General features: G+C 41.3%; 26 protein-coding genes. 4 read left to right on the top strand and 22 right to left on the bottom strand.

Annotation, left to right across the window (positions count from 1 at the left end; translation table 11 throughout):
- Nucleotides 1-15: 15 nt before the first annotated feature.
- Nucleotides 16-756, bottom strand: a complete 741-nt coding sequence (locus tag CYK16_RS07090; protein WP_060806085.1) for a TrmH family RNA methyltransferase — start codon at nt 754-756, stop codon at nt 16-18.
- Between the two features lie 33 nt (nt 757-789).
- Between CYK16_RS07090 and CYK16_RS07085 the strand changes: the two genes are divergently transcribed.
- Nucleotides 790-1,068, top strand: coding sequence for an acylphosphatase (locus tag CYK16_RS07085; RefSeq protein WP_060806084.1), 279 nt, complete (start codon nt 790-792; stop codon nt 1,066-1,068).
- A 77-nt stretch (nt 1,069-1,145) separates the two neighbouring features.
- The gene (yidC, locus tag CYK16_RS07080; protein WP_060806083.1) at nt 1,146-2,072 is read left to right on the top strand and encodes a membrane protein insertase YidC; all 927 of its coding nucleotides are present in this window, start codon (nt 1,146-1,148) and stop codon (nt 2,070-2,072) included.
- Nucleotides 2,073-2,249: 177 nt separating this feature from the next.
- Here yidC and CYK16_RS07075 read toward each other — a convergent pair whose 3' ends face one another.
- The 16 genes from CYK16_RS07075 to CYK16_RS06990 form a co-directional block, all read right to left on the bottom strand.
- Entirely contained in the window at nt 2,250-3,338 is a 1,089-nt protein-coding gene (locus CYK16_RS07075) for a sensor histidine kinase (RefSeq protein WP_060806082.1), read from the bottom strand.
- Nucleotides 3,308-3,994 carry a response regulator transcription factor gene (locus CYK16_RS07070; RefSeq protein WP_060806081.1) on the bottom strand — a complete coding sequence of 229 codons (687 nt, stop codon included), beginning with the start codon at nt 3,992-3,994 and terminating at the stop codon, nt 3,308-3,310. Before CYK16_RS07070 ends, CYK16_RS07075 begins: the two co-directional genes overlap by 31 nt.
- A gap of 61 nt (nt 3,995-4,055) precedes the next feature.
- Complete coding sequence (locus tag CYK16_RS07065; RefSeq protein ID WP_060806080.1) at nt 4,056-4,775, bottom strand: ABC transporter permease; 720 nt, start codon at nt 4,773-4,775, stop codon at nt 4,056-4,058.
- Nucleotide 4,776: 1 nt separating this feature from the next.
- On the bottom strand, nt 4,777-5,562 hold the full coding sequence (locus CYK16_RS07060) for an ABC transporter permease (protein WP_060806079.1): 786 nt from the start codon (nt 5,560-5,562) through the stop codon (nt 4,777-4,779).
- A 1-nt stretch (nt 5,563) separates the two neighbouring features.
- Entirely contained in the window at nt 5,564-6,274 is a 711-nt protein-coding gene (locus tag CYK16_RS07055; protein ID WP_000438101.1) for an ABC transporter ATP-binding protein, read from the bottom strand.
- A gap of 283 nt (nt 6,275-6,557) precedes the next feature.
- Nucleotides 6,558-7,352: a pyruvate formate-lyase-activating protein gene (pflA, locus tag CYK16_RS07045; protein WP_001288288.1), complete on the bottom strand. Its 795-nt coding sequence runs from the start codon at nt 7,350-7,352 to the stop codon at nt 6,558-6,560.
- Between the two features lie 125 nt (nt 7,353-7,477).
- The gene (locus tag CYK16_RS07040; RefSeq protein ID WP_060806078.1) at nt 7,478-8,728 is read right to left on the bottom strand and encodes a diaminopimelate decarboxylase; all 1,251 of its coding nucleotides are present in this window, start codon (nt 8,726-8,728) and stop codon (nt 7,478-7,480) included.
- Between the two features lie 66 nt (nt 8,729-8,794).
- The gene (purR, locus tag CYK16_RS07035; RefSeq protein WP_023943469.1) at nt 8,795-9,622 is read right to left on the bottom strand and encodes a pur operon repressor; all 828 of its coding nucleotides are present in this window, start codon (nt 9,620-9,622) and stop codon (nt 8,795-8,797) included.
- A gap of 266 nt (nt 9,623-9,888) precedes the next feature.
- Nucleotides 9,889-10,830 (bottom strand): 3'-5' exoribonuclease YhaM family protein, encoded by a 942-nt coding sequence (locus CYK16_RS07025; RefSeq protein ID WP_078237939.1) that lies wholly within the window; start codon nt 10,828-10,830, stop codon nt 9,889-9,891.
- Nucleotides 10,820-12,076, bottom strand: a complete 1,257-nt coding sequence (locus CYK16_RS07020; RefSeq protein ID WP_180948754.1) for a DNA recombination protein RmuC — start codon at nt 12,074-12,076, stop codon at nt 10,820-10,822. Before CYK16_RS07020 ends, CYK16_RS07025 begins: the two co-directional genes overlap by 11 nt.
- Nucleotide 12,077: 1 nt before the next feature.
- The gene (locus CYK16_RS07015) at nt 12,078-12,740 is read right to left on the bottom strand and encodes a thiamine diphosphokinase (RefSeq protein ID WP_101776827.1); all 663 of its coding nucleotides are present in this window, start codon (nt 12,738-12,740) and stop codon (nt 12,078-12,080) included.
- Nucleotides 12,703-13,359, bottom strand: coding sequence for a ribulose-phosphate 3-epimerase (gene rpe, locus CYK16_RS07010; protein WP_004255827.1), 657 nt, complete (start codon nt 13,357-13,359; stop codon nt 12,703-12,705). The genes CYK16_RS07015 and rpe overlap by 38 nt, the downstream gene beginning before the upstream one ends.
- A gap of 10 nt (nt 13,360-13,369) precedes the next feature.
- A complete protein-coding gene (rsgA, locus tag CYK16_RS07005) occupies nt 13,370-14,248 on the bottom strand; it encodes a ribosome small subunit-dependent GTPase A (protein ID WP_101776826.1) in 879 nt (292 codons plus the stop codon).
- Nucleotide 14,249: 1 nt separating this feature from the next.
- A complete protein-coding gene (gene rsmA, locus CYK16_RS07000; protein ID WP_004255823.1) occupies nt 14,250-15,122 on the bottom strand; it encodes a 16S rRNA (adenine(1518)-N(6)/adenine(1519)-N(6))-dimethyltransferase RsmA in 873 nt (290 codons plus the stop codon).
- Nucleotides 15,123-15,186: 64 nt separating this feature from the next.
- Complete coding sequence (gene rnmV, locus CYK16_RS06995; RefSeq protein WP_101776825.1) at nt 15,187-15,753, bottom strand: ribonuclease M5; 567 nt, start codon at nt 15,751-15,753, stop codon at nt 15,187-15,189.
- Entirely contained in the window at nt 15,753-16,526 is a 774-nt protein-coding gene (locus tag CYK16_RS06990; protein ID WP_101776824.1) for a TatD family hydrolase, read from the bottom strand. The genes rnmV and CYK16_RS06990 overlap by 1 nt, the downstream gene beginning before the upstream one ends.
- A gap of 156 nt (nt 16,527-16,682) precedes the next feature.
- Here CYK16_RS06990 and CYK16_RS06985 point away from each other — a divergent pair, with 156 nt between their 5' ends.
- A complete protein-coding gene (locus tag CYK16_RS06985; protein WP_101776823.1) occupies nt 16,683-18,527 on the top strand; it encodes an APC family permease in 1,845 nt (614 codons plus the stop codon).
- Between the two features lie 90 nt (nt 18,528-18,617).
- On the opposite strand, the gene CYK16_RS06980 is transcribed toward CYK16_RS06985, so the two are convergent.
- The 4 genes from CYK16_RS06980 to CYK16_RS06960 all read right to left on the bottom strand — a co-directional run bounded on the left by CYK16_RS06980 (nt 18,618) and on the right by CYK16_RS06960 (nt 22,768).
- Nucleotides 18,618-20,582, bottom strand: coding sequence for a peptide ABC transporter substrate-binding protein (locus CYK16_RS06980; protein WP_101776822.1), 1,965 nt, complete (start codon nt 20,580-20,582; stop codon nt 18,618-18,620).
- Between the two features lie 137 nt (nt 20,583-20,719).
- Nucleotides 20,720-20,854, bottom strand: coding sequence for a 50S ribosomal protein L34 (gene rpmH, locus CYK16_RS06975; RefSeq protein WP_000831905.1), 135 nt, complete (start codon nt 20,852-20,854; stop codon nt 20,720-20,722).
- Nucleotides 20,855-20,998: 144 nt separating this feature from the next.
- Nucleotides 20,999-22,213, bottom strand: a complete 1,215-nt coding sequence (locus CYK16_RS06970) for a pyridoxal phosphate-dependent aminotransferase (protein WP_000666455.1) — start codon at nt 22,211-22,213, stop codon at nt 20,999-21,001.
- Nucleotides 22,214-22,474: 261 nt separating this feature from the next.
- A complete protein-coding gene (locus tag CYK16_RS06960) occupies nt 22,475-22,768 on the bottom strand; it encodes a hypothetical protein (protein WP_180948036.1) in 294 nt (97 codons plus the stop codon).
- A 161-nt stretch (nt 22,769-22,929) separates the two neighbouring features.
- Between CYK16_RS06960 and CYK16_RS06955 the strand changes: the two genes are divergently transcribed.
- Nucleotides 22,930-23,382 carry a universal stress protein gene (locus tag CYK16_RS06955; RefSeq protein ID WP_000079148.1) on the top strand — a complete coding sequence of 151 codons (453 nt, stop codon included), beginning with the start codon at nt 22,930-22,932 and terminating at the stop codon, nt 23,380-23,382.
- 34 nt (nt 23,383-23,416) lie between these two features.
- Here the strand turns inward: CYK16_RS06955 and CYK16_RS06950 are convergent, their stop codons facing one another.
- The gene (locus CYK16_RS06950; protein ID WP_101776821.1) at nt 23,417-24,805 is read right to left on the bottom strand and encodes a Cof-type HAD-IIB family hydrolase; all 1,389 of its coding nucleotides are present in this window, start codon (nt 24,803-24,805) and stop codon (nt 23,417-23,419) included.
- Nucleotides 24,806-24,835 lie beyond the last annotated feature (30 nt).

The following is a 24,835-nucleotide window of genomic DNA, read 5'->3' as shown; positions in this document are numbered from 1 at the left end:
CAAAAAAAGTTAAAATTAGCTTAAATGGAAAATCAAAATACCGGCTGCAACCGCAACATTCAAACTCTCGGCCTGCCCCTTCATGCTAATATGGACCAACTGGTCTGCACTTTCAGCCATAAGGGGACTAATTCCTTGACCCTCATTTCCCATGACTAGTACAAAATTTTCTATAGGAGGCAGCTCTCTGTAATCAACAGAATCTTTAGATAGGGTTGTTGCCAGCACTGGGATAGCTGCCTTTTTAGCTCCCTTAAAAAGCGCTTGGCTCGACATCCGATAAATAGGCAGATGAAAATGACTGCCTTGCATGGAACGTAAGGTCTTGAGACTGTAGATGTCTGCCGACTTATCTGAAACAATCACTCCTGTAAAGCCTGCTGCATCCGCAGTCCGAATGATAGTTCCCACATTACCAGGATCTTGCACATCTTCCAAAAATAAGAACTTGCCCTGACTAAAGTCAGCTTGCCCTACTTCTTCTTTTTGAACCACCGCAACGATTCCCTGTGGAGTCTGAGAATCTGCCAAATCTAACAAAATATCCTCTGACACCCAGACAGTTTGCGGAAACGAGGCTAACTGATCTCGGTAATTTTCTAGGGCAAAGATCTTCTCAATCGTCACTCCAGCTTGAACAGCTTCTTCAAACAAGTGCCAGCCTTCAATCAAATAAGCAGACTTGCGGTATTTTTTTTGGTGTAATTTCTTGGCATTTTTTACCACAGAGTTGGCTTTTGAGGTTATAATAGTCATAGAAATATTATAACACAATCAAAGGGGTTTGGTATGCAAAAGGTTAGAATGATTGCCCAAGGTAGGGTGCAGGGAGTCGGCTTTCGTTGGGGTGTTTACAGCCTGGCGCTTGAAATTGGTGGCATCACAGGTCGGGTATGGAATAACGACGATGGCACAGTGGAGATCTTAGCCCAAGCAGACTCAGCTGCTATCATGGCAAAATTTATCCAAGAAATCCGAAAAGGACCGACACCTTTTTCAAAAGTCAGCTACTTAGATGTCAAACTAAGCAACTTTCCTCCCTACTCTGACTTTAAAATCGCAAATTAGGTCTCTAGAACTATTGTATATTTTGTAAAAAAACAGTAGAATAGAAAGGTATAATTTTTAAAGAAGGAATAAAAACAGTGAAATCTATTAAACGTTTTGCACTCTCGGCTATGGGAGTGTCTATGTTGCTTGTCTTGACTGGCTGTGTTAGCGTCGATAAAGCCACAGGAAAGCCAATAGGATTTATTTGGAATACTATCGGAGCGCCTATGGCTGAAGCTATCAAGTACTTCGCTACTGATCAAGGTCTAGGCTTCGGTGTCGCTATCATCATCGTAACCATTATCGTGCGCTTGATTATCTTGCCACTTGGTATCTACCAATCATGGAAGGCAACGCTTCACTCTGAAAAGATGAACGCCCTCAAGCACGTCCTTGAGCCACACCAAACACGTCTCAAGGAAGCGACTACTCAAGAAGAAAAACTCGAAGCCCAACAAGCTCTCTTTGCAGCTCAAAAAGAACACGGCATCAGCATGTTTGGTGGTGTAGGATGTTTCCCTATCCTCCTTCAAATGCCTTTCTTCTCTGCTATCTACTTTGCTGCCCAACATACTGAAGGTGTTGCTCAAGCAAGTTACCTAGGAATTCCTCTAGGCTCTCCAAGTATGATTTTAGCTGCCTGCGCTGGTGTCCTTTACTATCTTCAATCACTCCTTTCACTTCACGGAGTAGAAGATGAAACGCAAAGAGATCAAATCAAGAAAATGGCTTACGTGAGCCCAGTCATGATTGCCGGCTTCTCCCTCATCTCACCAGCTAGTGTCACACTTTATTGGGTTGTCGGTGGTTTCATGATGATTCTCCAACAGTTTATCGTCAACTATATCGTTCGTCCAAAACTTCGCAAAAAAGTCCGTGAAGAACTAGCCAAGAACCCACCAAAAGCAAGTGCTTTCTCTAAACCAAGTGGACGAAAAGACGTTACCCCTGAACAACCAACTGCTATCACAAGCAAGAAAAAACACAAAAATCGCAACGCTGGAAAACAACGTTCGAGATAAAGCTACGTAAATTATCCAATAATTAAAAAACGAATGAATGATAAATAGTTTTCATCAACTAGATATCATTCATTCGTTTTTATTATCTACCGTTACATCTTATACTAGTCGAAAAAGTTAAATAGTTTAAAAGCTCACATATAAAAACTATTCAATCATAAATTAACAAGTAAATCACTATGATTTAATACAATTCACAGTTATTAAAACTTCTGCTCCATCGTCTCTATTTCTAAGCTCAACTCGGCCTTTGTGTAGTCTTGCAACTCTACATACAAAACTAAGTCCAATACCATAATGTTGCTCTTTATACGATCTAGCTTTATCCATACGATAAAAGAGCTTCCCAAAATGAGTTAAAACTTCCTCTGGAAATTCCGAACCATTATTCCATATACCTATTTTCAATTCCTTCCCCTCTTGCTCTACTCTAATTTTAATTTTAGGATTCTGTTTATCTGCATACTCCAAAGCATTTGTTAAAATATTTTGTATTGCACGAATCAGAAGAGATGGATTTATATAATAGTTTTCAGTTCCTTTCACATTTTGTTCAAAAGAAAACTTCATCTGATTTTTTATCAAAAAAGAAACTTCTTTCTCTAATTCCTTGATAAAATCTGAAGAGGAATATTCCTCCCAGCCTGTCTCATCATCATAATAGGTTTTAGAATAGTGAATCAATTGATTGAAATAATCTAGTAACTGTTGACTAGCTCTTTCTATATCTGCTAAGCATTCTTGAGATTGGTCGTTTTCAGTTATCGTCTGCAAAAATTCCACATTTCCCCTAATAATGGTTAAGGGAGTTTTTAAATCATGAGAAGCTGCTGAAACCTGAAACATCAAATCTTCTTTCTGCTGTTTCTCATCAACTATTAATTGTCGAATTCTATCTTGCATCACAATAATCCGATTTCCTGTCTCACGAAATTCTTTAACCGTTAAACTTTCTGTACATTCCCTCTCCAACCACATACTATTTTCATAAATCAAAGTCATTTCATAACTCAGTTTTTTCAACAATTTTCCAATGTGATAACTTATTAGAATAATCAATAAAACACAAATATATATCCATGATGACACATTAAAAAAGATTGATAGAACACCACTATTGTTTAAAGGTTTCCCATCTTCATTTATTTGTATAGATACTGAAGCTAAGGGAATAAGATAGGCCATTAGTAAGCCAAGACTAAACTGCCAAATAATTCTCCAACAGGTTTCTCGAATTAATTGTCTAAAACTTTTGATTCTACCCATTGATATCCTCCACCGTACAAGGTTTTAATTGGATTTAATTGATAAGGTTTCAGCTTTTGACGAATTTGATAAATGTACTCTGAAACCGAACGTAAAAGAGCTTCTGAACTTTGTGGATATAGATAATTATAAATTTCCTCAATAGAATATATTTTACTTGGGGTGCTTGCCAAAAGATTCACTATGTCAAATTCCCTCCTTGTCAGAGCAATCTTATCATCGTTTACAAATAGTTCCTTACTATCCGTATATAGTATAAGCTTCCCAATCTTTATTTGATGAACATTTCCTTTATTCCGTTCTTCACGACGCAAGTGCATTTTAACACGTGCTAACAATTCTTGCATACTAAAGGGCTTCATAATATAATCATCAGCACCTGCATTAATTCCAGCTACTAAATCTTCATCCATATCCTTAGCAGTTATAAAACAGATAGGAACAGTTATCTGTTCGCGAATCATCTGACAGATCTCTAAACCACTAACAGGCATCATAATATCTAATAGAATCAAGTCAAAGCCTGTAAAATCACAAAGATCAATCTCTTCTATCTTATTTCGTATGACTACTTCATATTTTTCATATTCTAGTACTTTTTTTATTAGGCGAAGAATAGCAAGATCATCATCTACAACCAAAATTTTATAAGCCATAACTCACCCTCCTGAATATATTATAGCACTAACTGAGAAAAAGACAGGATATCCCCTGTCTTTAGCGTACATTTTTTCCTATAAGTATCAATGTAGCAAATAGAAAAACAATTAATAACCAAACTATTTGTATCCCTAAGCCTTGCCACACTGGATAATAAAGCGACAAGGGATGGGTATAAAAACAATTCATACTAGCTAGTAATGGTAAATTTCTAAAAAAAGAACTGAATTGTAGTAACATTTGTCCCAACCCCAATAAAAGGGATAAACTGATTCCCAAAATTAAGATAAAAGACTGGGAAATAAATACAAAAATACCACTTAAAAGAGAGAAGGTTAGAATAGAAATACATGCTGGAAATAGGATTGTCAGAACATTTTTAATATCGCTCAAAAGATTGATATTGTAGTATCCTTGGGTGATTAGTATACATAATGATATTACAGCGACCAATAATACAATTTCCACACATAATACAATAGCTAGTTTACAGATTATAAATTTCAAACGATTTGGACATGTAAGAAAACTGGTACGAAGGCTAGATCCTGTAAATTCTTGACCTATAAATAGAACCGCTAGACTAACGAAACCTGCCTGTCCTAAATAGAGACTTTGCAGTAGCTGTTCCAAAACAAACTGTAGAGTCAACTGGTCTGGCTTACTATTTAAAAAAACAACCATCGCCGGAACACACAGTAATAGAGCACCTACAATCAACCAGTGCCAAGGATTCATCATAAACTTGAGATACTCACTTTTAAGTTGTTCTTTCAACTTATTCACCTCCTCCGATATCTGACTTGAGTAAGCGGTAAATTGCTAAAGCCAAGAATGAGAAGTTCCAACAAAGTAAAAATAAAATATTTTGTAAACTATTATGTTCTAAAATTTGAGGAGATGTAGCAATCAATCCTTGCCCCAATGCAACTGGAAGAAATTTTGCAACCGATATATAGTTTGCTAAGAATGTTCCTAAATTGTAGACTTGGGGAAGCAAAAATAATAGAGGAACAATGGATGTTTTAAATGTCAAAGCCATAATATAGGCTAGCAGTCCCAACAAAGTCCAAGCTATACTGGCTAAAAATATATAGAACCAAACTGTTCCATTTAGTGAAAAAAGCAATAAGCCATCTTGTCCTAAAACATAATGTGTCATGTTAATCGTAAGGAATATTGACAGAAAGGAAATGAAAAAAGAAAATACAAGCCAAACTAATGTTTTTGAAACTAGGAAAGTACTTCGATTTGTAATAGAGAGGAGGCTTGTACGAATAGCAGAGCATTTATACTCCTCGGCTCCATAAATTGAACCTAGGATAATCATAATAAAAACACCAAATAAAGTGACATCAAAACCTAAAAATTCAATAGGAGGTATGGCTTCTGCTAAATCTGGATTTGTCTCTGGTGTAGCATGGATACCAACTGAAACAATTTGAGAAGCACCAATATTTGCTAAAAATGTTTGAAATACGAGTATCAAGAATAGTACAATATGAGTAGCTCTCTTATAAAATAATTTCAATATTTCAGAATGAAGAGAGTAAATAAGTGCCATGTCACTTTCCTCCTTCTGTCAAACTAAAGAAGACTTCTTCTAGTGAAGAAAGATTTTTCATCACTTCTTGTAAAGTCCCTTTTATAAGAACTTTTCCTTTATTTATGATAACTACATCATCTGTTACTGCTTCCACTTCCGATAATATATGAGATGATAGCAAGACTGTTTTCCCTTCTTGAGCTTGTTTTTTTATAAACTCTCTAAACCACCGAATTCCTCTTGGATCCAACCCATTAGTCGGTTCATCCAATATCAGATATTGAGGATTTCCTAATAGAGCTGTTGCAATTCCCAAGCGTTGTCCTTCTCCTAATGATAATTTCCCAATTTTAGATTTTTTCTTATGACTAATATCCACCATATCCAAGACTTGCTCAATTCGCTGACTGGATATCCCATTACTAGCAGCAACAATTTTCAAATGTTGATAAACAGTCCGATCATCAGGAGCACCTACACTGTCAAATGAAGCTCCTACAGTTTTTAGAGGAAATTTTAATTCCTTATAAGTTTGATCTCCAATTTTAGTAAGACCAGATGTTGCTTTGTCTAATCCTAATAAAATACGTAAGGTTGAACTTTTTCCAGCTCCATTTGGACCTAGGAAAGCAGTCACTCTACCTGCTTTTGCTTCAAAAGAAATATCTTTTAAAATTTGAGTTTGCCCATACGACTTACATAAATTTTTAATGGTAATACTTTGTTCCATAGATGTTCTCCTATTCTATTTAATATTACTAAAGGTAACTATATCTTACACATTCATTTTCGGATTTTTTTCAGAATTTAGAGAGTAAAAAAGATTTAATACTCAATGAAAATCAAAGAGCAAACTAGGAAGCTAGCCGCAGGTTGTTCAAAGCACTGCTTTGAGGTTGCAGATAAAGCTGACGTGGTTTGAAAAGATTTTCGAAGAGTATAAAATTTTGTTTCATTTAATTATCTAGATTTGTGTAAACTTAAAAGCCCGATGTTTCCATCAGGCTTCTTTTTTATCCATGTACACGTTTCATATAGTCTTGATAACTTTCGGTATCCATGAGTTTTTTAGCGTTCTTGACGCGATCTGCTGTTGGTGGTTTAACCCCTTCGAGTGAATAAGGAATTCCCAATTCACGCCATTTGAACTCACCCATAGTGTGATAAGGCAGAATTTCAAACTTATCAACATTTTTGAGGGTCTTGACGAATTTCCCAAGTTCAATCAGGTCATCGTCTCTGTCTGTCAATCCTGGAACTAGCACGTGGCGAATCCAGACAGGTTTTCCAATATCTGATAGATACTGGGCACAAGCCAAGATATTTTTATTGGTTTGGCTAGTAACAATCTTGTGCTGTTCTTCGTTGATTTCCTTGATATCCAAGAGAACCAAGTCAGTGACAGCCATGAGTTTGTCAAACTTCTCAAGGTAACGTGGTTTATTACGGAATGGAAGGGCACAGGTGTCCAAGGTACAGTGGATTCCTTGTTCCTTAGCCTTAGTGAAGAGGGCAATCAGGAAATCAATCTGCAAGAGGGCTTCTCCTCCACTGACTGTAATCCCACCCTTATTTCCCCAGAAACCGCGGTAGCGCAAGGCTTCTGTCAAGACATCATCTACCGTCCGTTCACGTGACTTATTGGACTCCATAGCCCAAGTATCCGGGTTATGGCAATACTGGCAACGCATGTGACAGCCCTGCAAAAAGACAATAAAGCGAATACCAGGCCCATCTACTGACCCAAAGCTTTCTGTCGAATGCACCATTCCTGTCACTTGTCCATAATCAATTGTTTCTTCAGACATATCGTTACCTTCCTTGAAAACGTTTTATAGTTTTATTATATCACGACTTGAAGGAAAAACAAGATTTTTGCCTATTTTTTAGAAAGCAATCTGTTTTTCAATTTCATTTTCAATTACTTATCATTTTATTCTTCAAAATCAAAGCCATACAAGGTTGCAAAGTAGTCCTCAGGGCGCTCTGCACGGCGGATTTGACGGGCTTTACCTTCTTCGGTATAAAGGATTTCCGCAGAACGAAGTTTGGCATTATACTGGTAGCCCATTGAAAAACCGTGAGCACCTGTATCATGAATTACCAGCAAATCACCGATTTCTGTATGAGGCAGTTCGCGATTCACTGCAAATTTATCATTGTTTTCACAGAGTGACCCAACCACATCTACCACTTCAGCTGGTCCATCTGGATGGGTCACGTTAGTAATGTGATGATAAGCTCCGTACATAGCTGGACGCATGAGGTTGACTGCTGATGCATCCACACCTAGATAGGTACGGTAGGTTTTCTTCTTATGAGTGACTCTTGTAACCAAAGCACCGTGAGGGGCTAACATAAAACGACCCAATTCGGTAAAAATCTTGACCTGACCAAGACCTGCTGGCGTAAGGACCTCTTCATACACCTTACGAACCCCCTCACCAATCAAAGCGATATCATTTGGCTCCTGGTCTGGACGATAATTGACCCCAATACCGCCGGAAAGATTGATAAAGTCTAGCGAAATGCCCAACTTTTCCTTGATTTCAACAGCCAATTCAAAAAGCTGACGCGCCAACTCTGGATAATAGAGATGGGTCACGGTATTGGACGCTAGGAAGGAGTGAATCCCAAAAGTCTTGGCTCCTTTTTCCTTCAAGATGGCAAAAGCTTCAAAGAGCTGGTCCTTGGTCATACCAAACTTGGCTTCTCCAGGATTGTCCATAATGTCTGTCCCCAGTTCAAAAACGCCTCCAGGATTGTAACGACAAGAGATAATTTCTGGAATGCCTGCTGCACGCTCTAGATGTTCAATATCTTCAAAGGCATCCAAGTTAATGGTCGCACCCAATTCACGCGCATAGGCGTATTCCATGTCTGGCGTGTTGTTTGAAGAGAACATAATCTCAGAACCAGGGAAATTCAGTTTATGGCTCATCAAAAGCTCCACATAACTAGAGCAGTCCACACCACAGCCTTCCTCTTGGAGAATTTTCAAAATAGCTGGTGTTGGAGTAGCCTTAACTGCAAAATATTCCTTAAAGCCCTTGTTCCATGAAAATGCTTGGTTGACGGCTCTTGCCTTTTCACGAATTCCCTTTTCATCATACAAGTGAAAGGGAGTTGGGAACTCGTCAACAATCTTTTCTAAGTCTTCTTTATTGATAAATGGTGTTTTCATAAGTTTCCTTCTATTCTATTTGCAAAGAAAGGCTGGGACAATCGTTCCAACCTTTAGTTCTATCTCTTATTTGTCTTCGTCAAAGATATTGCCAACCTCAACATCGATGGCTTGGTTCTTGACATCAATATTGGTTACCTTCAAGAGTGACTTGTAGTCAAACTGCTTTTCTCGTTCTTCTTGAGCATTGTCTGCAAAGACCGCTACACCTGCCAATTCCGAATCAAACTCACGCAAGAGACTGATCATCCCATTGACAGTTCCGCCGCCTTTCAAGAAATCATCCACAATCAAGACACGGCTACCTGCCTTGAGACTACGTTTTGAAAGGAACATTTTCTCAATACGGTCACCACTTGAACCGGATACATAGTTGACGCTGACAGTTGAACCTTCTGTAATTTTCAGGTCACGGCGCACAATAACAAAGGGAACATTGAGTACATTGGCAACTGCATTTGCAAGAGGAACACCCTTAGTCGCTACTGTCATAACCGCATCAATTTTTTGGTCCATAAAGCTCTTGGCAATAATGCGACCAATATTTTTCAAGATAGCTGGTGTGCTAAGCAAATCAGACAGGTAGATATAACCACCTGGCAAGATACGGTCACTTTCTGACAACTTGGCACGCAAGTCTTCAACCATTTCCTTAGCATCCTGACTCGAAATAGACGGTGTAAAGATAACACCTCCGCCAGCCCCAGTTACAGTCTGGATGTGACCAATTTCGATTTCCTCAAAGGCACGTTTGATAATCACGATATCTTCTGAGATGGATGATTTAGCAGATTCATACTTTTCAGCAAAAGTATTGAGACTAGTTAGTTTATAAGGATTATTAATCAAATAGTTGGAAATGACAACCATCCGATCACTTCTTCTTAATTTCATTTCTATTTCCTATTCCATTTTTATTCAAAAAATCAAAAAGCAAACTAGAAAGCTGGTCGCTGGTGGTTCAAAACACTGTTTTGAGATTGTCGATAGAACTGACAAGGTCTGTAATATAACTACATATATACATACGACAAGGCGATGCTACCCTAGTTTGAAGAGATTTTCGAAGAGTATTCATTTTTGTCTTTTACTTATTATACCATATTCACATAAAAAAACGAACATTCTTATCCTAAAAAATGCTCATTTTTCTTAAATTGTTAATCTAAATCTGGTTTATAGAAGGAACGATTGTCCATAGCGAAGATTTTATTGGTCATCTCTCCTTTATCTACCAAAGCAAGAGCTGTTGACATCATCATCATGCTAGCATCCAGATTGTCAATCATATGGATAATCTCTGCTTCCATAATGCGTGGACGGACTGGACTTCCATACTCAAGTAAGCCATGGTGACTAAGGATTACGTGACGAAGCAGAACGACTTCTTCCTTGGTATCATCGATGCCGAGTTCCATCACTGTCTTGGTAATTTCACTATCAATCAGAGCGATATGCCCAAGGAGATTGCCTCTAACTGTGTATTCGGTCTGGTCTGGTCCCGTCAACTCGATGACTTTAGCTAAGTCATGCAGCATAATCCCTGCATAGAGCAGGCTCTTATTGAGCTGAGGATAGACTTCGCTAATAGCATCCGCCAAACGCACCATGGTCGCCGTATGATAAGCCAAACCCGTTTCAAAGGCATGGTGATTAGTCTTGGCAGCTGGATAGGAGTAAAATTCCTTATCATACTTGGTGTAGAGCTTTCGAACAATCCGTTGCCAAACAGGATTTTCAATTTTAAAAATCATTTGCGACATGTAGTCACGGATTTCCCTGACATCAACTGGCGACTTGACCTTGAAATCAGCTGGATCATTGGGTTCACCAGGCTGAGGCAAGCGGAGGGTAATTTGATTGACTTGAGGGGTGTTGTTATAAACTTCTCGGCGTCCTTTCATGTGGACAACCTTACCTGCGGTAAAGGCCTCAACGTTATGAGGTTGGGCATCCCAGAGTTTCCCTTCAATCTCGCCACTATCATCTTGGAAGGTAAAAGCTAGGTAGTTTTTCCCAGCGCGAGTTTGTCTCAGGTCAGCTGACTTGATTAGGTAAAAGCCTTCAAACAGCTCATCTTTTTTCATGTGACTAATCTTCATATTCTTCCTCATTTTCTTGGAAATGGAGTAGATCAAGCGCAGGCTCACCTTCTGACAACTCAATGTGACGGAGCGTCCGCTCGATAGCTGTGGTACGACGGTTTAATAATTCATCAATATTGCCAGAGGCATGTTGGAGGTGTTTTTGTGCCTTAACCAGAATACCACCAAACTTGCCAAACTCTGTCTTGACACTGGCTAGGGTCTTACTGATATGGTCTGCACTCTTTTGAATATTGAGAGTTTTGAAACCAACTGATAGGGAATTGAGGAGAGCTGACAGGGTACTTGGACCTGCGACAATAATCTGCTCCTCACGTCTCAAATCATCAAAGAAGACCGGATTGCGGACGATTTCTGAATAGAGACCTTCTGTCGGAACAAACAAAACTCCAAAATTGGTCGTCCGAGGCGGTGCTATGTACTTGCTCCTGATATCCTTGGCAAAGCGTTTGACACTGGCTAGGAGCGACTTACGACAGCGTTCGATCTCGTCCTTGTCACCCGCTTCATATGCTTCTTCTAAGCGGTAATAATCTGCCAGTGGAAACTTAGAGTCAATCGGTAAGTAGACGTATTCCTGGTCGCCTTGTCCAGGTAACTTGATGGCATACTCCACTCGTTCACTAGAGTTTTCAACCGTTGCGTATTCTCTTTCGTACTGGGCAGGTGTCATAATATCTTCGATGATTTGCCCCAGTTGCAATTCTCCCAGAATCCCTCGTGTCTTGGTTCCAGAGAGAACCTTGTTGAGGGCTCCGACATCACGGGCAACTGTCTGCATTTCTCCCAAACCTCGATTGACAGACTCTAGTTGTTTAGAAACCGTCTCAAAGGAAGCTTGCAAGCGTGTCTGCAAGGTCTTTTCTAGTTTTTCTTCGACCGTTTGGCGCATTTGTTCCAACCGTTGCTCATTGGATTCCTGCAAGGCTTGCAGACGTTGGTCGGTCTTATCTCTAGTTTGCAAGAGATTGTCTGTCATTTCTTGACGGACTTGCGTCAGGCCTTGGTGCAATTCGATTCGTACTTCTTGCAAACGGTCGCTGACAGCCACTTCCAAATCTTTTTGATTTAGCTGGCTGGCTTGTCTGGCTTGTTCAAAGCGGTAATCCAACTGGTCTGACAAGTGATCTGCCTGATCCTCCAAGCTCTTGCTGAGATGTTTTTCCTGCTTATCTTGCCTTTGCCAAATCAGAAAAATGCCAGCTAGGTTGGCAATCAATAATAGAACAAGTAAACTTTCCATCCTACCTCCTGTCCTTGCTATGCAGCACGACCACATAGCCATCTGGGCAAGTCACCGAAACTTCCCTATCTATATATTCGTTAGAAGCGTACACTTTTTTAAAGAAAAAATTTTCCTCTGTCAACTCATACTTGGCACCAAGAATGGTCAGCTGGCTATCCCGAACCGGCATAAAGGCAAGATAGTCGTAGTCTGAACGAGGTTCTAGCCGACTAATCCCTTCTGGACAATAGGCAATCAAGTTTTGCCCATCCTCAATCGCTATCTGACGCATATAGGGAGCTAACTTGGGATTGCTAGGCAGAAAAACATTGGCCAGCATATGGTCAATACGGCCACCCAAAGCACCGAAAATAGTGACCTGAGCCTGAGGATTTTGTTCAAAGATGGTTAAGAGAGCCAATTCCAAATCGGTATCATCCTTTTCTGGTCGGGCTTGGACAAAATACTGGGCACGTTTTTGAATCACCTGTCGCTCTTCTTCCGTCACAGAATCAAAATCTCCGACTGCTAGAGCAAGAGGTAGATTTTCCTCCAAGACCCAGAGCGAGCCTCGATCCACACCGACAAAGCAATCAAAATCTGTCCGATAATGACCACGGTCTCCACCAGCAAAAACGGCAACCTTAGTCCAGTTGTTTTCTGAGAGTTTGTACTCGCTCATTGACATCTCCCTTAAAGACATAGGAACCTGCTACAAAAACGGTCGCACCAGCTTCTTTGGCTTGAGCAATGGTTTGATCATCGATCCCGCCATCGACTTCGATTTCAAAGTTCAAGCCTTTTTCATCACGAAGGGCAACCAACTCACGGACCTTATCCATGGTTTCAGGCAAAAAGGCTTGCCCACCAAAGCCTGGGTTAACTGTCATGACTAAAACTTGGTCAACTAGATGAAGGACGTGCTTGATGGCTTCAACAGGCGTACCAGGATTGATGACAACTGATGGTTTGACACCGAGTGAACGAATTTTTTGGAGGGCACCATGAATATGAGGCGTTGCTTCCACATGGATACTGATGATATCCGCACCTGCACGCGCAAAGTCTTCTAAATGATGCTCTGGATTAGCTACCATCAAGTGGCAGTCAAAGACCATCTTGCTATGAGGTCGAAGAGCTTCGACCACACCTGCACCAAAACTGATTTGTGGTACAAAGTGACCATCCATGATATCGATATGGGCATATTCTGCACCAGTTGCTTCTAGACGTTTGATTTCACGTTCAAAGTTGGCATAATCTGCTGCCAGAATTGACGGAGCAATCTTGTATTGAGACATAGGTTTCTCCTTATTTTGGAATTTTTTTGCTGACTTTTTTATAAGTTTCTCTGCGATTTTCAATCTCACTGAGGAATTGCAGGTAGTTGTCAAAACGGAAGGTGGCAATGATGCCCTCTTCTACTGCTGGTTTCACTGCACAAGATGGTTCATGAGTATGCGTACAAGTACGGAACTTACAGTCGCGACTGACACTAGCAATCTCCGGAAAGGCCTGGTTTAGCTCTTCAGCACTTGATACTTCATAATCTAGCGACGAAAAACCTGGTGTATCTGCGATTTTGCCACCATTGAGATTGTAAAAACTAACAGCTCGAGTAGTATGGCGACCACGGCCTAGACTATCAGAGATTTCTCCCGTCTCTAGATTGAGGTCAGGTGCAATTTTATTAAGTAGGGTTGACTTCCCAACACCTGTCTGCCCCATAAAGACTGTCACTTTGGCTGTCAACAAGGGTAAGAGTTCCTCTTTACTAGTCACAAAATCGTAACCAATAGCACGATAAGTCTTCTCGTAAAAATCCAGTTCTCCCCCATCTTCCAGTAAGTCCATCTTGGAAATATAGACGATAGGATGAATGACCTTATGCTCTAAAAGAACCAAGAAACGATCCAGCAAGTTGCTATTAAAGTCAGGTTCTTTAACGGACATAATGACAACGGCTTGGTCAATATTGACAATAGGCGGACGGACCAGACTGTTTTTCCGTTCATGAATCTTGAGGATATAGCCCTCTGAATTTTCCTCGGCAGAGAAATCTACCCAATCCCCAACGTAAGGGGTATGGCCTTTTTTACGGAAATTCCCACGCGCGCGTGTTTGATAGACTTGGTCATCACTCTCTACATAGTAGAACCCAGCCAAGGCTTTAATGATTTGTCCCTGCATCTTAGAGTCCTTGCCCTTTAAGTGCATCTGCTAGGCTGGCAAACTCTGCCAAGCTGAGAGCTTCCCCACGCACACTTGGTGACAAGCCTGCTTGGTCCAAAGCCTTAGTCAGCTTGTCCTTGACCTCTTCAGTCTTGCCAAAGTAACCTGTCAAGTTATTCCATAAGGTCTTGCGACGATGAGTGAAACTTGCCTTGGAAACCTTAAAGAAGAAGTTCTCGTCTTCTACTGCTACAGCTGGCTCTGGACGACGCACCATTTTCAAGATAGCCGAATCCACATTTGGCGCTGGCACAAAGACCGTACGAGGCACGATGAAGGCAACCTTGGCAGTCATGTAGTACTGCACCGCAATCGACAAGCTACCATAAGCCTTGGTATTGGGTTGAGCGGAGATGCGGTCTGCCACTTCTTTTTGCATCATGACGACAAACTCACTAAAAGGAATCCCACTCTCTATCAAGTGCATGAGAATAGGCGTTGTGATGTAGTAAGGCAAATTAGCCACTACCTTGATTGGCAGGTCAGGATTTTTAAAATTCTGGATATGCTGCGCCAAGTCAACCTTGAGAATATCCTCGTTGACAACGGTCACATTATCAAAATCACGCAAGGTGTCTGCCAAAATCGGCACCAAACGGTGGTCAATTTCAAAGGCCATGACCTGAGCCGCACGCTCAGCCAGAAACTCCGTCAAGGCACCAATCCCTGGCCCGATTTCGATGACATTGACCTGGTCATCAATCTCAGCCGTATCCACGATTTTTTGAAGGATATTGGTATCCGTCAAGAAATTTTGCCCAAAGGACTTTTTAAAGGTAAAACCGTGACGCTCCAGCACTGCCTTGGTCACGCTATAATCTGCAATTCTCATCTATTCTCTTTTCTATTATCTGTTACTACTATTGTAACACATTCCCCTTACATTTGGGGTCTGCTTAGCTGTTCTCATAAGATTTCATAGCTTCTTCCACTTCTGCCAAGGTAACCCCAAACAACTCTAGGCGTTTGAGGAGTTGCTTGCCGTTGGAATAGCCGATTCGAAGAGCCTCTCCTAGATATTCTCTGCGCTTACGGCTATCTGCCCCTGCTAGAAAACCAAGGCGAATCAAGTCGCTACGACTGATGTCAAACTGACTCTCATGTTCAAATTGTTCTGTCACCTGAGCTAGAGCCGTTTTCAGATCTTCATAGCTGGCATGTTCGATTCCCAGAGAACGTCCCTTGGTTTTGGACTTGGGAACAGCTTCATCTCGTTTGAGGAAGGCATGCTGAACTGTTGGGATGGCCGTCATAATCATGCGACGAATCCGCTCCCCATTAAAATCTGGGTCTGTAAAGACAATGACTCCATGACGTTGGTGCAGACGTTGAATCCGCTCTATATCCTGATCATTGATGGCAGAACCTCGTGTCTCATAGGTCTCTACATCGAAATAGCGTTTGAGATTGGCCGTATCATCGCGACCTTCAACCACGATGACTTGAGAAATTTTTTCTTTCATTACTTGCTGTCCAATCCAAAAATTCGTTCTGCATTTGCAGTCGTTGCTACCGCTAGCTCTTCTGTCGTCATACCACGCAAGTCGGCGATAAAGTCCACTACATAGCGAGTATAGGCTGTTTTGTTTTCGCGACCACGCTTGGGTACAGGTGCTAAGTAAGGCGCATCCGTTTCCACCAAAATCTTGTCCAAAGGTAACTCTTTAGCTGCTTCTTGGATGTCAGTTGCTTTCTTAAAAGTCACCACTCCTGAGAAGGAAATGGTCATGCCAAGTTCGACAAACTTCTCTGCCCATTCAAGAGACCCTGAGAAAGAATGCATAATGCCACCTCGAGGGCCAACTCCCTCGCTCTTGATAATCTCATAGGTATCTTCCAGCGCATCACGGGTGTGGACAACAAAAGGCAAATCCAAGTCCTTAGATAACTGAATCTGACGACGAAAAACCTGCTCCTGCACCTCTTTGGGCGCTGTCATCCAATGGTAGTCCAATCCAATCTCACCCAAGGCAACTATCTTTGGATGCTTGAGCTTGTCAAGCAAGTAGGCTTCAATCTCCTCTGTGTAAGTCCCTGCTTCTGTCGGATGCCAACCGATAGTCGCATAGAGCTGGTCATACTCATCTACCAACTCCAAGGCACGCTCAATCGTCGGCTTATCAAAACCAACAATATTCATCTGTGTCACACCCATCTCAGCAGCCAAGGCAATTTCTTCTGCCTCACGACCCGCAAATTCTTCTACATTCAAATGTGTATGTGTATCAAAAATCATCTCTTCTAACCTCGTTTTCTATCTTCTATTATACCAAAAAACTGCCCTCTCTCCTCATCCGTACAAAATATTCTAAAATCCATCGTCGTCTCTTGACGCTATTTTTCCAAAGCAGTATAATAGCACTTATTGAAATTTTCAGAAAAGGAAAATACCATGTTTACAAAATTAAAACAGACCTTTATCGGTCGTCCTCTCAAGTCCTTAACCGAAGGCGAAGGGGGACTACTGGGAAAAATGCAGGCCTTGGCCATGTTGTCAAGCGACGCTCTATCTTCCATTGCCTATGGGCCTGAGCAAGTAGTCCTCGTCTTGACTAGTCTCTCTCCTCTTGCTATATGGTGGAGTCTTCCTATCGGCCTTTTTGTCCTCCTACTTCTGGCCAGCCTGACCGTTTCCTACCGTCAAATCATCCATGCCTATCCTCAAGGAGGAGGGGCCTATATGGTAACTCGAGAAAATCTATCTCCCGAGCTAGGCTTGATCGCTGGAGGTAGTCTGCTGGTTGACTACATGCTGACTGTGGCGGTATCGGTATCATCTGGAGCTGATGCTATCACAGCAGCCCTCCCTGTCCTCCACCCTTACAACCTTCACATCTCCATTTTTCTAGTTTGCTTGCTTATGCTCTTGAATTTACGGGGGTTGAAAGAATCTGCCAGTTCACTGATGATTCCTGTCTATCTCTTTATCATCAGTACTGTCTTTCTCTTACTCTATGGAATCTTTCAACTAATGACAGGCTCTCTCAGCTATCAGGCAACTTCTCCTATCGGGCATGCTGTACCGAGTCTGTCTATCGTTCTCATTCTAAGAGCCTTTACCAGTGGTTCTGCCTCTCTGACAGGGGTTGAAGCTATTTCAAATGCCGTTCCCTTTTTCAAGTCTCCAAAAGAAAAGAATGCCGCTCAAACCTTGACCATTATGTCACTGATTTTAGGTTTCCTTTTTGCTGGTATCACCTTCCTAAACTACTGGATGGGGATTATGCCTCAACACGGCGAAACTATTCTTTCACAGATGGCTCAAGGCATCCTTGGCAATTCCTTCTTAGGTCACCTTGGCTATTATATCTTCCAATTCTCCACAGCCTTGATTTTGGCCGTAGCTGCAAATACTGGCTTTTCGGCCTTCCCTATGCTGGCTTACAATATGGCTAAAAACAAGTACATGCCCCATCTCTTTATGGAAAAAGGAGACCGGCTAGGCTACTCCAATGGAATTTTAACTCTGGCTTTTGGGGCTATGATTCTTCTTCTCATTTTTAATGGCAACACCGAACGCTTGATTCCTCTTTATACTATCGGGGTCTTCGTTCCCTTTGCCCTTTCTCAGACTGGGATGATTCGCCATTGGAAAAAAGAAAAAGGGGCAAATTTCTTAAAACCTGCCCTTGCCAATATCCTTGGAGCTATCATTTGCTACGCTATCGTGTTGATCCTGCTCTTTTTCCGTCTCAGTGATATCTGGCCTTTCTTCCCGATTATTCTCGTACTCACCCTACTCTTCTTGGCGATTCACAGTCATTACCAAAAAGTGGCCCAACAACTACGACTATATGAAGGCATCGAAAAACGTACCTACGATGGAAATCTAGTTCTCGTCCTAGTAGGGAATGTCACCCGTGTAAGTGTTGGAGCCATTAACTACGCTCAAAGTATTGGTGATGAAGTCTTAGCCATGCACATTTCTACTAAGGAAACAGCAGAAAAAGATCAAGAAATTCTCCAAGAATTTGCCGATTACTTCCCAACCATTACTCTGAAAAATATCAAAACCAGCTACCGCGACATCATCACCCCTACTGTTAAGTATGTCAAACGGATCTCTGAGGATGCCCAGAAAAAGAACTATACAGTCACTGTCCTGGTACCCCAGTTTATCCCTAATAAACCTTGGCAAAATATCCTACACAATCAAATGAGCCTCAAACTCAAATACGCCCTCCGTTGGCACCAAGACGTCGTTGTCGCTAGCTACTCTTACCACTTAAAAGAATAAAGAAAAGGCCTTACCAGAATCAAAAGCGTCTGGTAAGGTCTTTTTCTGAATCCATTCACTATACTTTACTGAAAAGCATGACTAGGAATATCATTGAATATGGTTAGCTAAATCTTCCTGAGCTTTTTTATTTGACTCAGCTTTTTCTTTCAGCCATTTTTCATAGAGTTCTTGGTACTGTTTAGCAGTTACTGCCTCTTTTTGCAATTCAACATATTTGTAGTTATCAGCATTTCCTTTATTCCCAACGAATGAGAATGGGCCTGTAAACGGTACAGTCTTACGGAAGATTGGGTTAGCTCCACCACTTTGAACTGGTAGGAAGAGGGCGCTATCTGTCAACCAAGCTTGGGCTTCAGCATATTTTTCATAGCGAGCTTTAGTATCTGTGATTTCCGCATCTGCCTGATCCAAGAGTTTCTTATAGTCAGAAAGACCAATCTTGTCCTTAACTTCCTTGTCTTTTCCTTCAGACAAGCCCATGTTTTTCAACTGAGAACCTGTCTCTGGATCAAGGATAGCTAGGTAAGTCTTAGGATCTGAGTAATCTCCACCCCATCCTGAGATGTCGATGTCGTAGTCTTTTTGTTCTGCTGTATCTGCAAAGAATGTAGCTTGATCCTTCTCGTCTGGAGAAAGTTGGATAACATCAATGACTACATTCTCCTTACCAAGGGTTTCTTCCACTGTTTGTTTGAACGATCCAGCCTGTTGCACATCCAACTTAGCAGTCTGGTCAACTGGCATATCCAAATGAATTGGGAAAGTTACTCCCTGTGCTTGCAGACTTTCTTTGGCCTTCGCAAACTTCTCTTTGGCCTTTTCAGGATTCAAGAAGGCTTGCTTACCATCGTTTAGGTTGATATTTGCCCAATCTTTACCGTAGTTGACAATTTTTTCATTGACAATGTCACCGAAGTTCTTATCGCCAACTTGGACAAAGTTACTTGGTGTAACTGTGTTACGCAAGATACGGTCTGCTCCATCTTCACCATTTGTCTGTGCTGCATAAGCATGACGGTCAAAGGCAAAGTTGATAGCCTGACGGAAATCTTTATTTTGCATAGCTGCGCGTGAATCTGTCTTTTCCTTATCAGACTGTTTCATCGTCTGCTTGTAGCTTTGACGATTCACGTTGAAAAGATAATAGAAAGTCACTGAGTTTTGCGGTGTATAGGTAATCTTGTCCTCATTGCCCTTCTTGAGTTCAGCAAATACTGAACTTGTTGGGAAGATACGACCATCAGTATAGTTACCATCCAAGAAACCTCTAGCAATGCTGTCTTGGTCAGAACCGTCAAAGAAAGAGAGTTTCACTTTCTCGATTTTAACATTGTCCTTATCCCAGTAATTAGGGTTTTTATCAAACTCAATCAAAGATTTTGATGAGAAAGATTTAAACAAGTAAGGACCATTTGACAAGATACTTGATGGTGTTACACTTCCAAAGTCATCTCCCTTAGACTTCAAGAAAGCTTCATTTACAGGATTAAGGATACTTGCTGTTGTTTTAGAGTTCCAATAAGTCTCAGGTTGGTTGAGGGTGTACTGTAGCGTGTAATCATCCACTGCCTTAACACCAACAGTTCCAAAATCAGATGATTGTCCTTCAACATAGTCTGCTAGACCTTTGATAGAGTCTTGTACCAAGTACAAGTTTTCAGCCTTTTTATCAGCCGCATACTTGAGACCAGTCACAAAGTCATGAGCGGTTACGTCCGCATACTCTTCTCCTTCAGAAGTGTACCATTTAGCTCCCTGACGGATCTTATAAGTGTAAGTCAAGCCATCTTTTGACACTGTCCATGACTCAGCCATAGATGGGATGAGATTGCCATACTGGTCATTTTCCAACAAACCATCAATCAAGTTGGTTGTGATACTAGATGTAGAGTCTCGTGTAGAGGTAATGTAATCCAAGGTATCAGGGTTGCTGACAAAGATATAAGAGTATGTCTTGTCTGCATTGCTTGATTGGGATGACCCGCATGCCGCTAGAGCTAGACCTGCTGTCAAAGCCATAGCTCCAAAAAGCATAACTTTTGATTTCTTCATGATTATTCTCCATTTTTTACAGTATGTGAAATATTATACACCATTTGAGCAAAAATATAAAGCCTTTTTGAACTTTTTACAAAAATAAAAATCAGTAGACTCGAGTTCCTACTGATTTTTGTTATAGTTCGTTTGGATTATGCAGCCAAAACTTTGCGTCCTTTACGACGACGAGCTGCCAATACGCGACGACCGTTTTTAGTTGACATACGGTTACGGAATCCGTGTTTGCGCGCACGACGAAGTTTACTTGGTTGATAAGTACGTTTCACGATGAATACCTCCTCATAGATTTTGTATTCGTTTAGCCGGCTATAAAGTGATCAGTTACTAAACATACTTTACTATTCTATCTGATTCTTTCACTTTTGTCAATAGCTCTAGGCAAATGTTTCCAGCTTTTTCGAATGTAAGCCCTATCTACGATACTGTTTTAAGAATCGAGTCATTTTTTCTTGGATTTGGGCTAGTTCATCAACACGAGGAAGGTAAACGATACGGAAGTGGTCTGGTTCCTGCCAGTTAAAGCCTCGACCATGAACCAAGAGAACCTTTTCCTGCTTCAAGAAATCAAGGACAAACTGCTCATCATCATCGATACGGTACATATTGCGGTCGATTTTTGGGAAGATATAGAGTCCCGCCTTGGGTTTAACCGCAGACAAACCTGGAATATCTTGAATGGCATTGTAGATGAAGTTTCTTTGCTCGTAAATTCGTCCACCAGGAAGGAGCAATTCATCAACTGATTGGTGGCCACCCAAGGAAGTTTGTACAACTTGTTGGGCCAAAACGTTAGAACAAAGGCGCATATTGGACAGCATATTGAGCCCTTCGATATAGCCTTTGACATGTGTCTTAGGTCCAGACAAAACCATCCAACCCACACGGAAACCAGCAATACGGTGAGATTTTGATAGACCATTCATGCTGACACAGAAAACATCTGGTGCCAAACTAGCCACAGGCGTATGCACATGTCCATCCATAACCATGCGGTCATAGATTTCATCCGCAAAGATAATCAAATCGTTTTGACGGGCAATCTCAATAATCTCCAACAAGAGTTCCTTAGGATAAAGGGCTCCAGTTGGGTTATTTGGATTGATAAGGACGATCGCCTTAGTATTGGAAGTAATTTTTGACTTGATATCGTCAATATCTGGGTACCATTCTGCAGCTTCATCACAGATATAGTGAACGGCATTTCCCCCAGCAAGACTGACAGCGGCTGTCCAGAGAGGATAGTCTGGCATTGGCACCAATACCTCGTCTCCATTGTCCAAAAGCCCCTGCATGGACATGACAATCAGCTCACTGACACCATTTCCAAGGTAGATATCATCAATATCCACGTTTGGGAACTTCTTCAATTGGCAATACTGCATGATGGCCTTACGGGCTGAGAAAATCCCTTTTGAGTCAGAGTAACCTTCACTATCACGCGCATTCATAATCAAGTCATGAATGACCTCGTCTGGCGCTGTAAAGCCAAATTCTGCTGGATTTCCTGTATTCAGACGTAAAATCTTTTCTCCATTTGCTCGCATCCGCATGGCTTCTTCCAAAACAGGACCACGGATATCATAAGCAACATGCTCTAACTTACTAGACTTGTTATATTCTTTCATCTTGTTTCCTCAATTCATCAGGATAGTAACATTATACCACTAGAAAGAAAATGCGACAAGTTTACTGATACTCAATGAAAATCAAAGAGCAAACTAGGAAACTAGCCGCAGGCTGTACTTGAGTACGGCAAGGCGACGTTGACGTGGTTTGAATTTGATTTTCGAAGAGTATGAAATGTGTTACTAGTTTCGTATAGAAGAAAAGCCTCGCTAAAAGCGAGGGCAAACAGGGGAGATAGCAGGTATTTTGCGAAAGTCACATCACATACCAAAAGATAAACCTAGAAAAAGCAAGCTTAAAAAGGAGTCATAAAGAAGATTGAACATGAGAAAAAGTCCCCATATCATCAAGTAATCCCAACGCCCACTTCGTTTTGCAACTAGGAATAAAATTAGATGGTAGAGTACATGAAAGACTAAAAAGCCGATAAAACCTGGATAAAGAAACGGTACCAGACTCTCTAATTGCCAGATCATGATAACTTCTAGCAAGACTGAAACTAGGATAATTCCATAATAAAGGAAATTTGATTTTTGAAAAGAGCTTTTCATCATTATCCCTCCCTTCACTTCTTTCCTGCTATCCTTTCTTTTATTTTATCATATATTTATATAGATTTTAAGCGCTAACATTCTTTTGAAAAATACTTTTTTTGCTTTACTTCTATAGTGAAAAGGTTTACAATAATAGTAAGAAAATTTCAGGAGGTTTCATTATGGCACAACGTTACCAAAATATCATGGTCGCAATCGATGGTTCTAAAGAAGCGGACTTGGCTTTTGTCAAGGGAGTTCATTCTGCTCTACGAAACGATGCTAAACTCACCATCGCACATGTCATTGACACACGCGCTCTCCAAAGCGTATCCACCTTTGATGCTGAAGTTTACGAAGAACTCCAAGTCGACGCTGAAAGTCTGATGAAAGAGTACGAAAAACGTGCTAAAGATGCTGGGGTGGCAGATGTTCATATTGTCATTGAAATGGGAAATCCAAAGACCCTACTAGCACGTACTATTCCCGATGCTGAGGAAGTGGACCTCATCCTCGTTGGTGCAACAGGTCTCAACGCCTTTGAACGCCTCTTGGTCGGTTCTTCATCTGAATACATTCTCCGCCATGCTAAGGTCGATTTGCTGGTGGTGAGAGAACAAGAAAAAACCTTATAATTACCAAGAAAAGGAGCTCAGAGCTCCTTTTTGTTTACTGTTTATTTCTCTCTTTATGGCGTTCGTAAGCCTTGAGCTGGCGCTGCAGTTCCTTTTTAATAGCAGGTTCTGGAGCATATTTTTCTTCCCAATCATCTGGTTTTAAGATTTTGTGAGTCACTGGATCAAAATGAGCCTTGCCATCTGGGAAAATTTTCCCCATATTGGCCTGATGAACAATATCAAAAATACGTTCTGGGTCAACCCCCATCAAAACAAAACTACCGTAGGTAAAGTAAAGCGTGTCAATCAAGGCATCCACCTGGCCCACCAAATCTTGCTGGGCAGGCGTCTTCTTAGCTACTTTATCTGCTGCCTTATCAAGAGCTTGATGAAGTTGCGATAGAGCTTGACCAAAGTCCTCTTCCGAAGGGCTGGCAGCCCGAACAAACTCCACCAATTCTTCTATTTTAAAGCCAGCCCTGTGGGTTGCACCTTCTAAATCCCAAGCTCGAGGTTCTTCTTGGGTTCGTTCATCCATCATGTGGTGGAAGGTCTTGACCTTATTGAAATGATAGTCACGGCTGACAAAGACTTTTTCTGAGGCCAGAACACCAAAATGTTCCAGGGCCTTGTGGATTCCATCTTGCTGATTGCTGGTAGTGATGTGCTTGGCAACTTCCTTGACACTGCTACTACCATTTCCCATAGCGACCGACATACCGACACCCGCCAGCATTTCTAGGTCGTTATCTGAGTCACCAAAGGCCATGACTTGGTTGAGATCAAAGCCATATTCTTTCCCAACTCGACGAATACCTTCCAATTTAGAATTTCCTTGATTGATGACATCCGCTGCAAAAGGATTGCTACGTGTCAATTTCAAGTCTTCAAAATCAGCTGCCGCCTTCTCAGATTCTTCTGGCGTCATCAGCATCAAGACTTGGTAGATAGGCTGATTCATTAGATGAAGCAGGTCTTCTTCCTTTTGGGGAACAACCTTGCTGACCATACGATTAAAGGAATGACTCACCGTCCGAGTTAAAACAGAGGGAACGAAGCGACTGATTCGTTGGGAAAAAGAACCCAGACCAAAGGACATGATTTTAGAACCCAGCATGGCATCCTTGGTCCCTAGGGCAATCTCTTTACCCTCTTTTTTAGCATAGCTAATTAGCTGACGCAAATGTAACTTGGAAATAGGACTCGTGAACAAGACTCTGTCTTTAGTAAAGATATACTGGCCATTGTAGGTTACCGCAAAGTCCAAATCCAAATCGTCCATCAATTCCTTAACAAAAAAAGGTCCTCGTCCTGTCGCTACGCCGACAAGTACCCCTTGTTCTTTGACGATTTTAATCGCGTCCTTAGTGGATTTCAAAACACTCTTGCGATCGTTGACCAAGGTTCCATCGATATCAAAAAAAACAGCTTTGACTTCCATCCTATCCCAATCTCCCCTTTTGTGATACAA

The organism is Streptococcus oralis subsp. dentisani (genome assembly GCF_002860905.1).
Lineage (GTDB): Bacteria > Bacillota > Bacilli > Lactobacillales > Streptococcaceae > Streptococcus > Streptococcus oralis_BA.
Note: the sequence above shows the minus strand (reverse complement) of the source record. Positions and strands in the feature narration are given on the sequence as shown.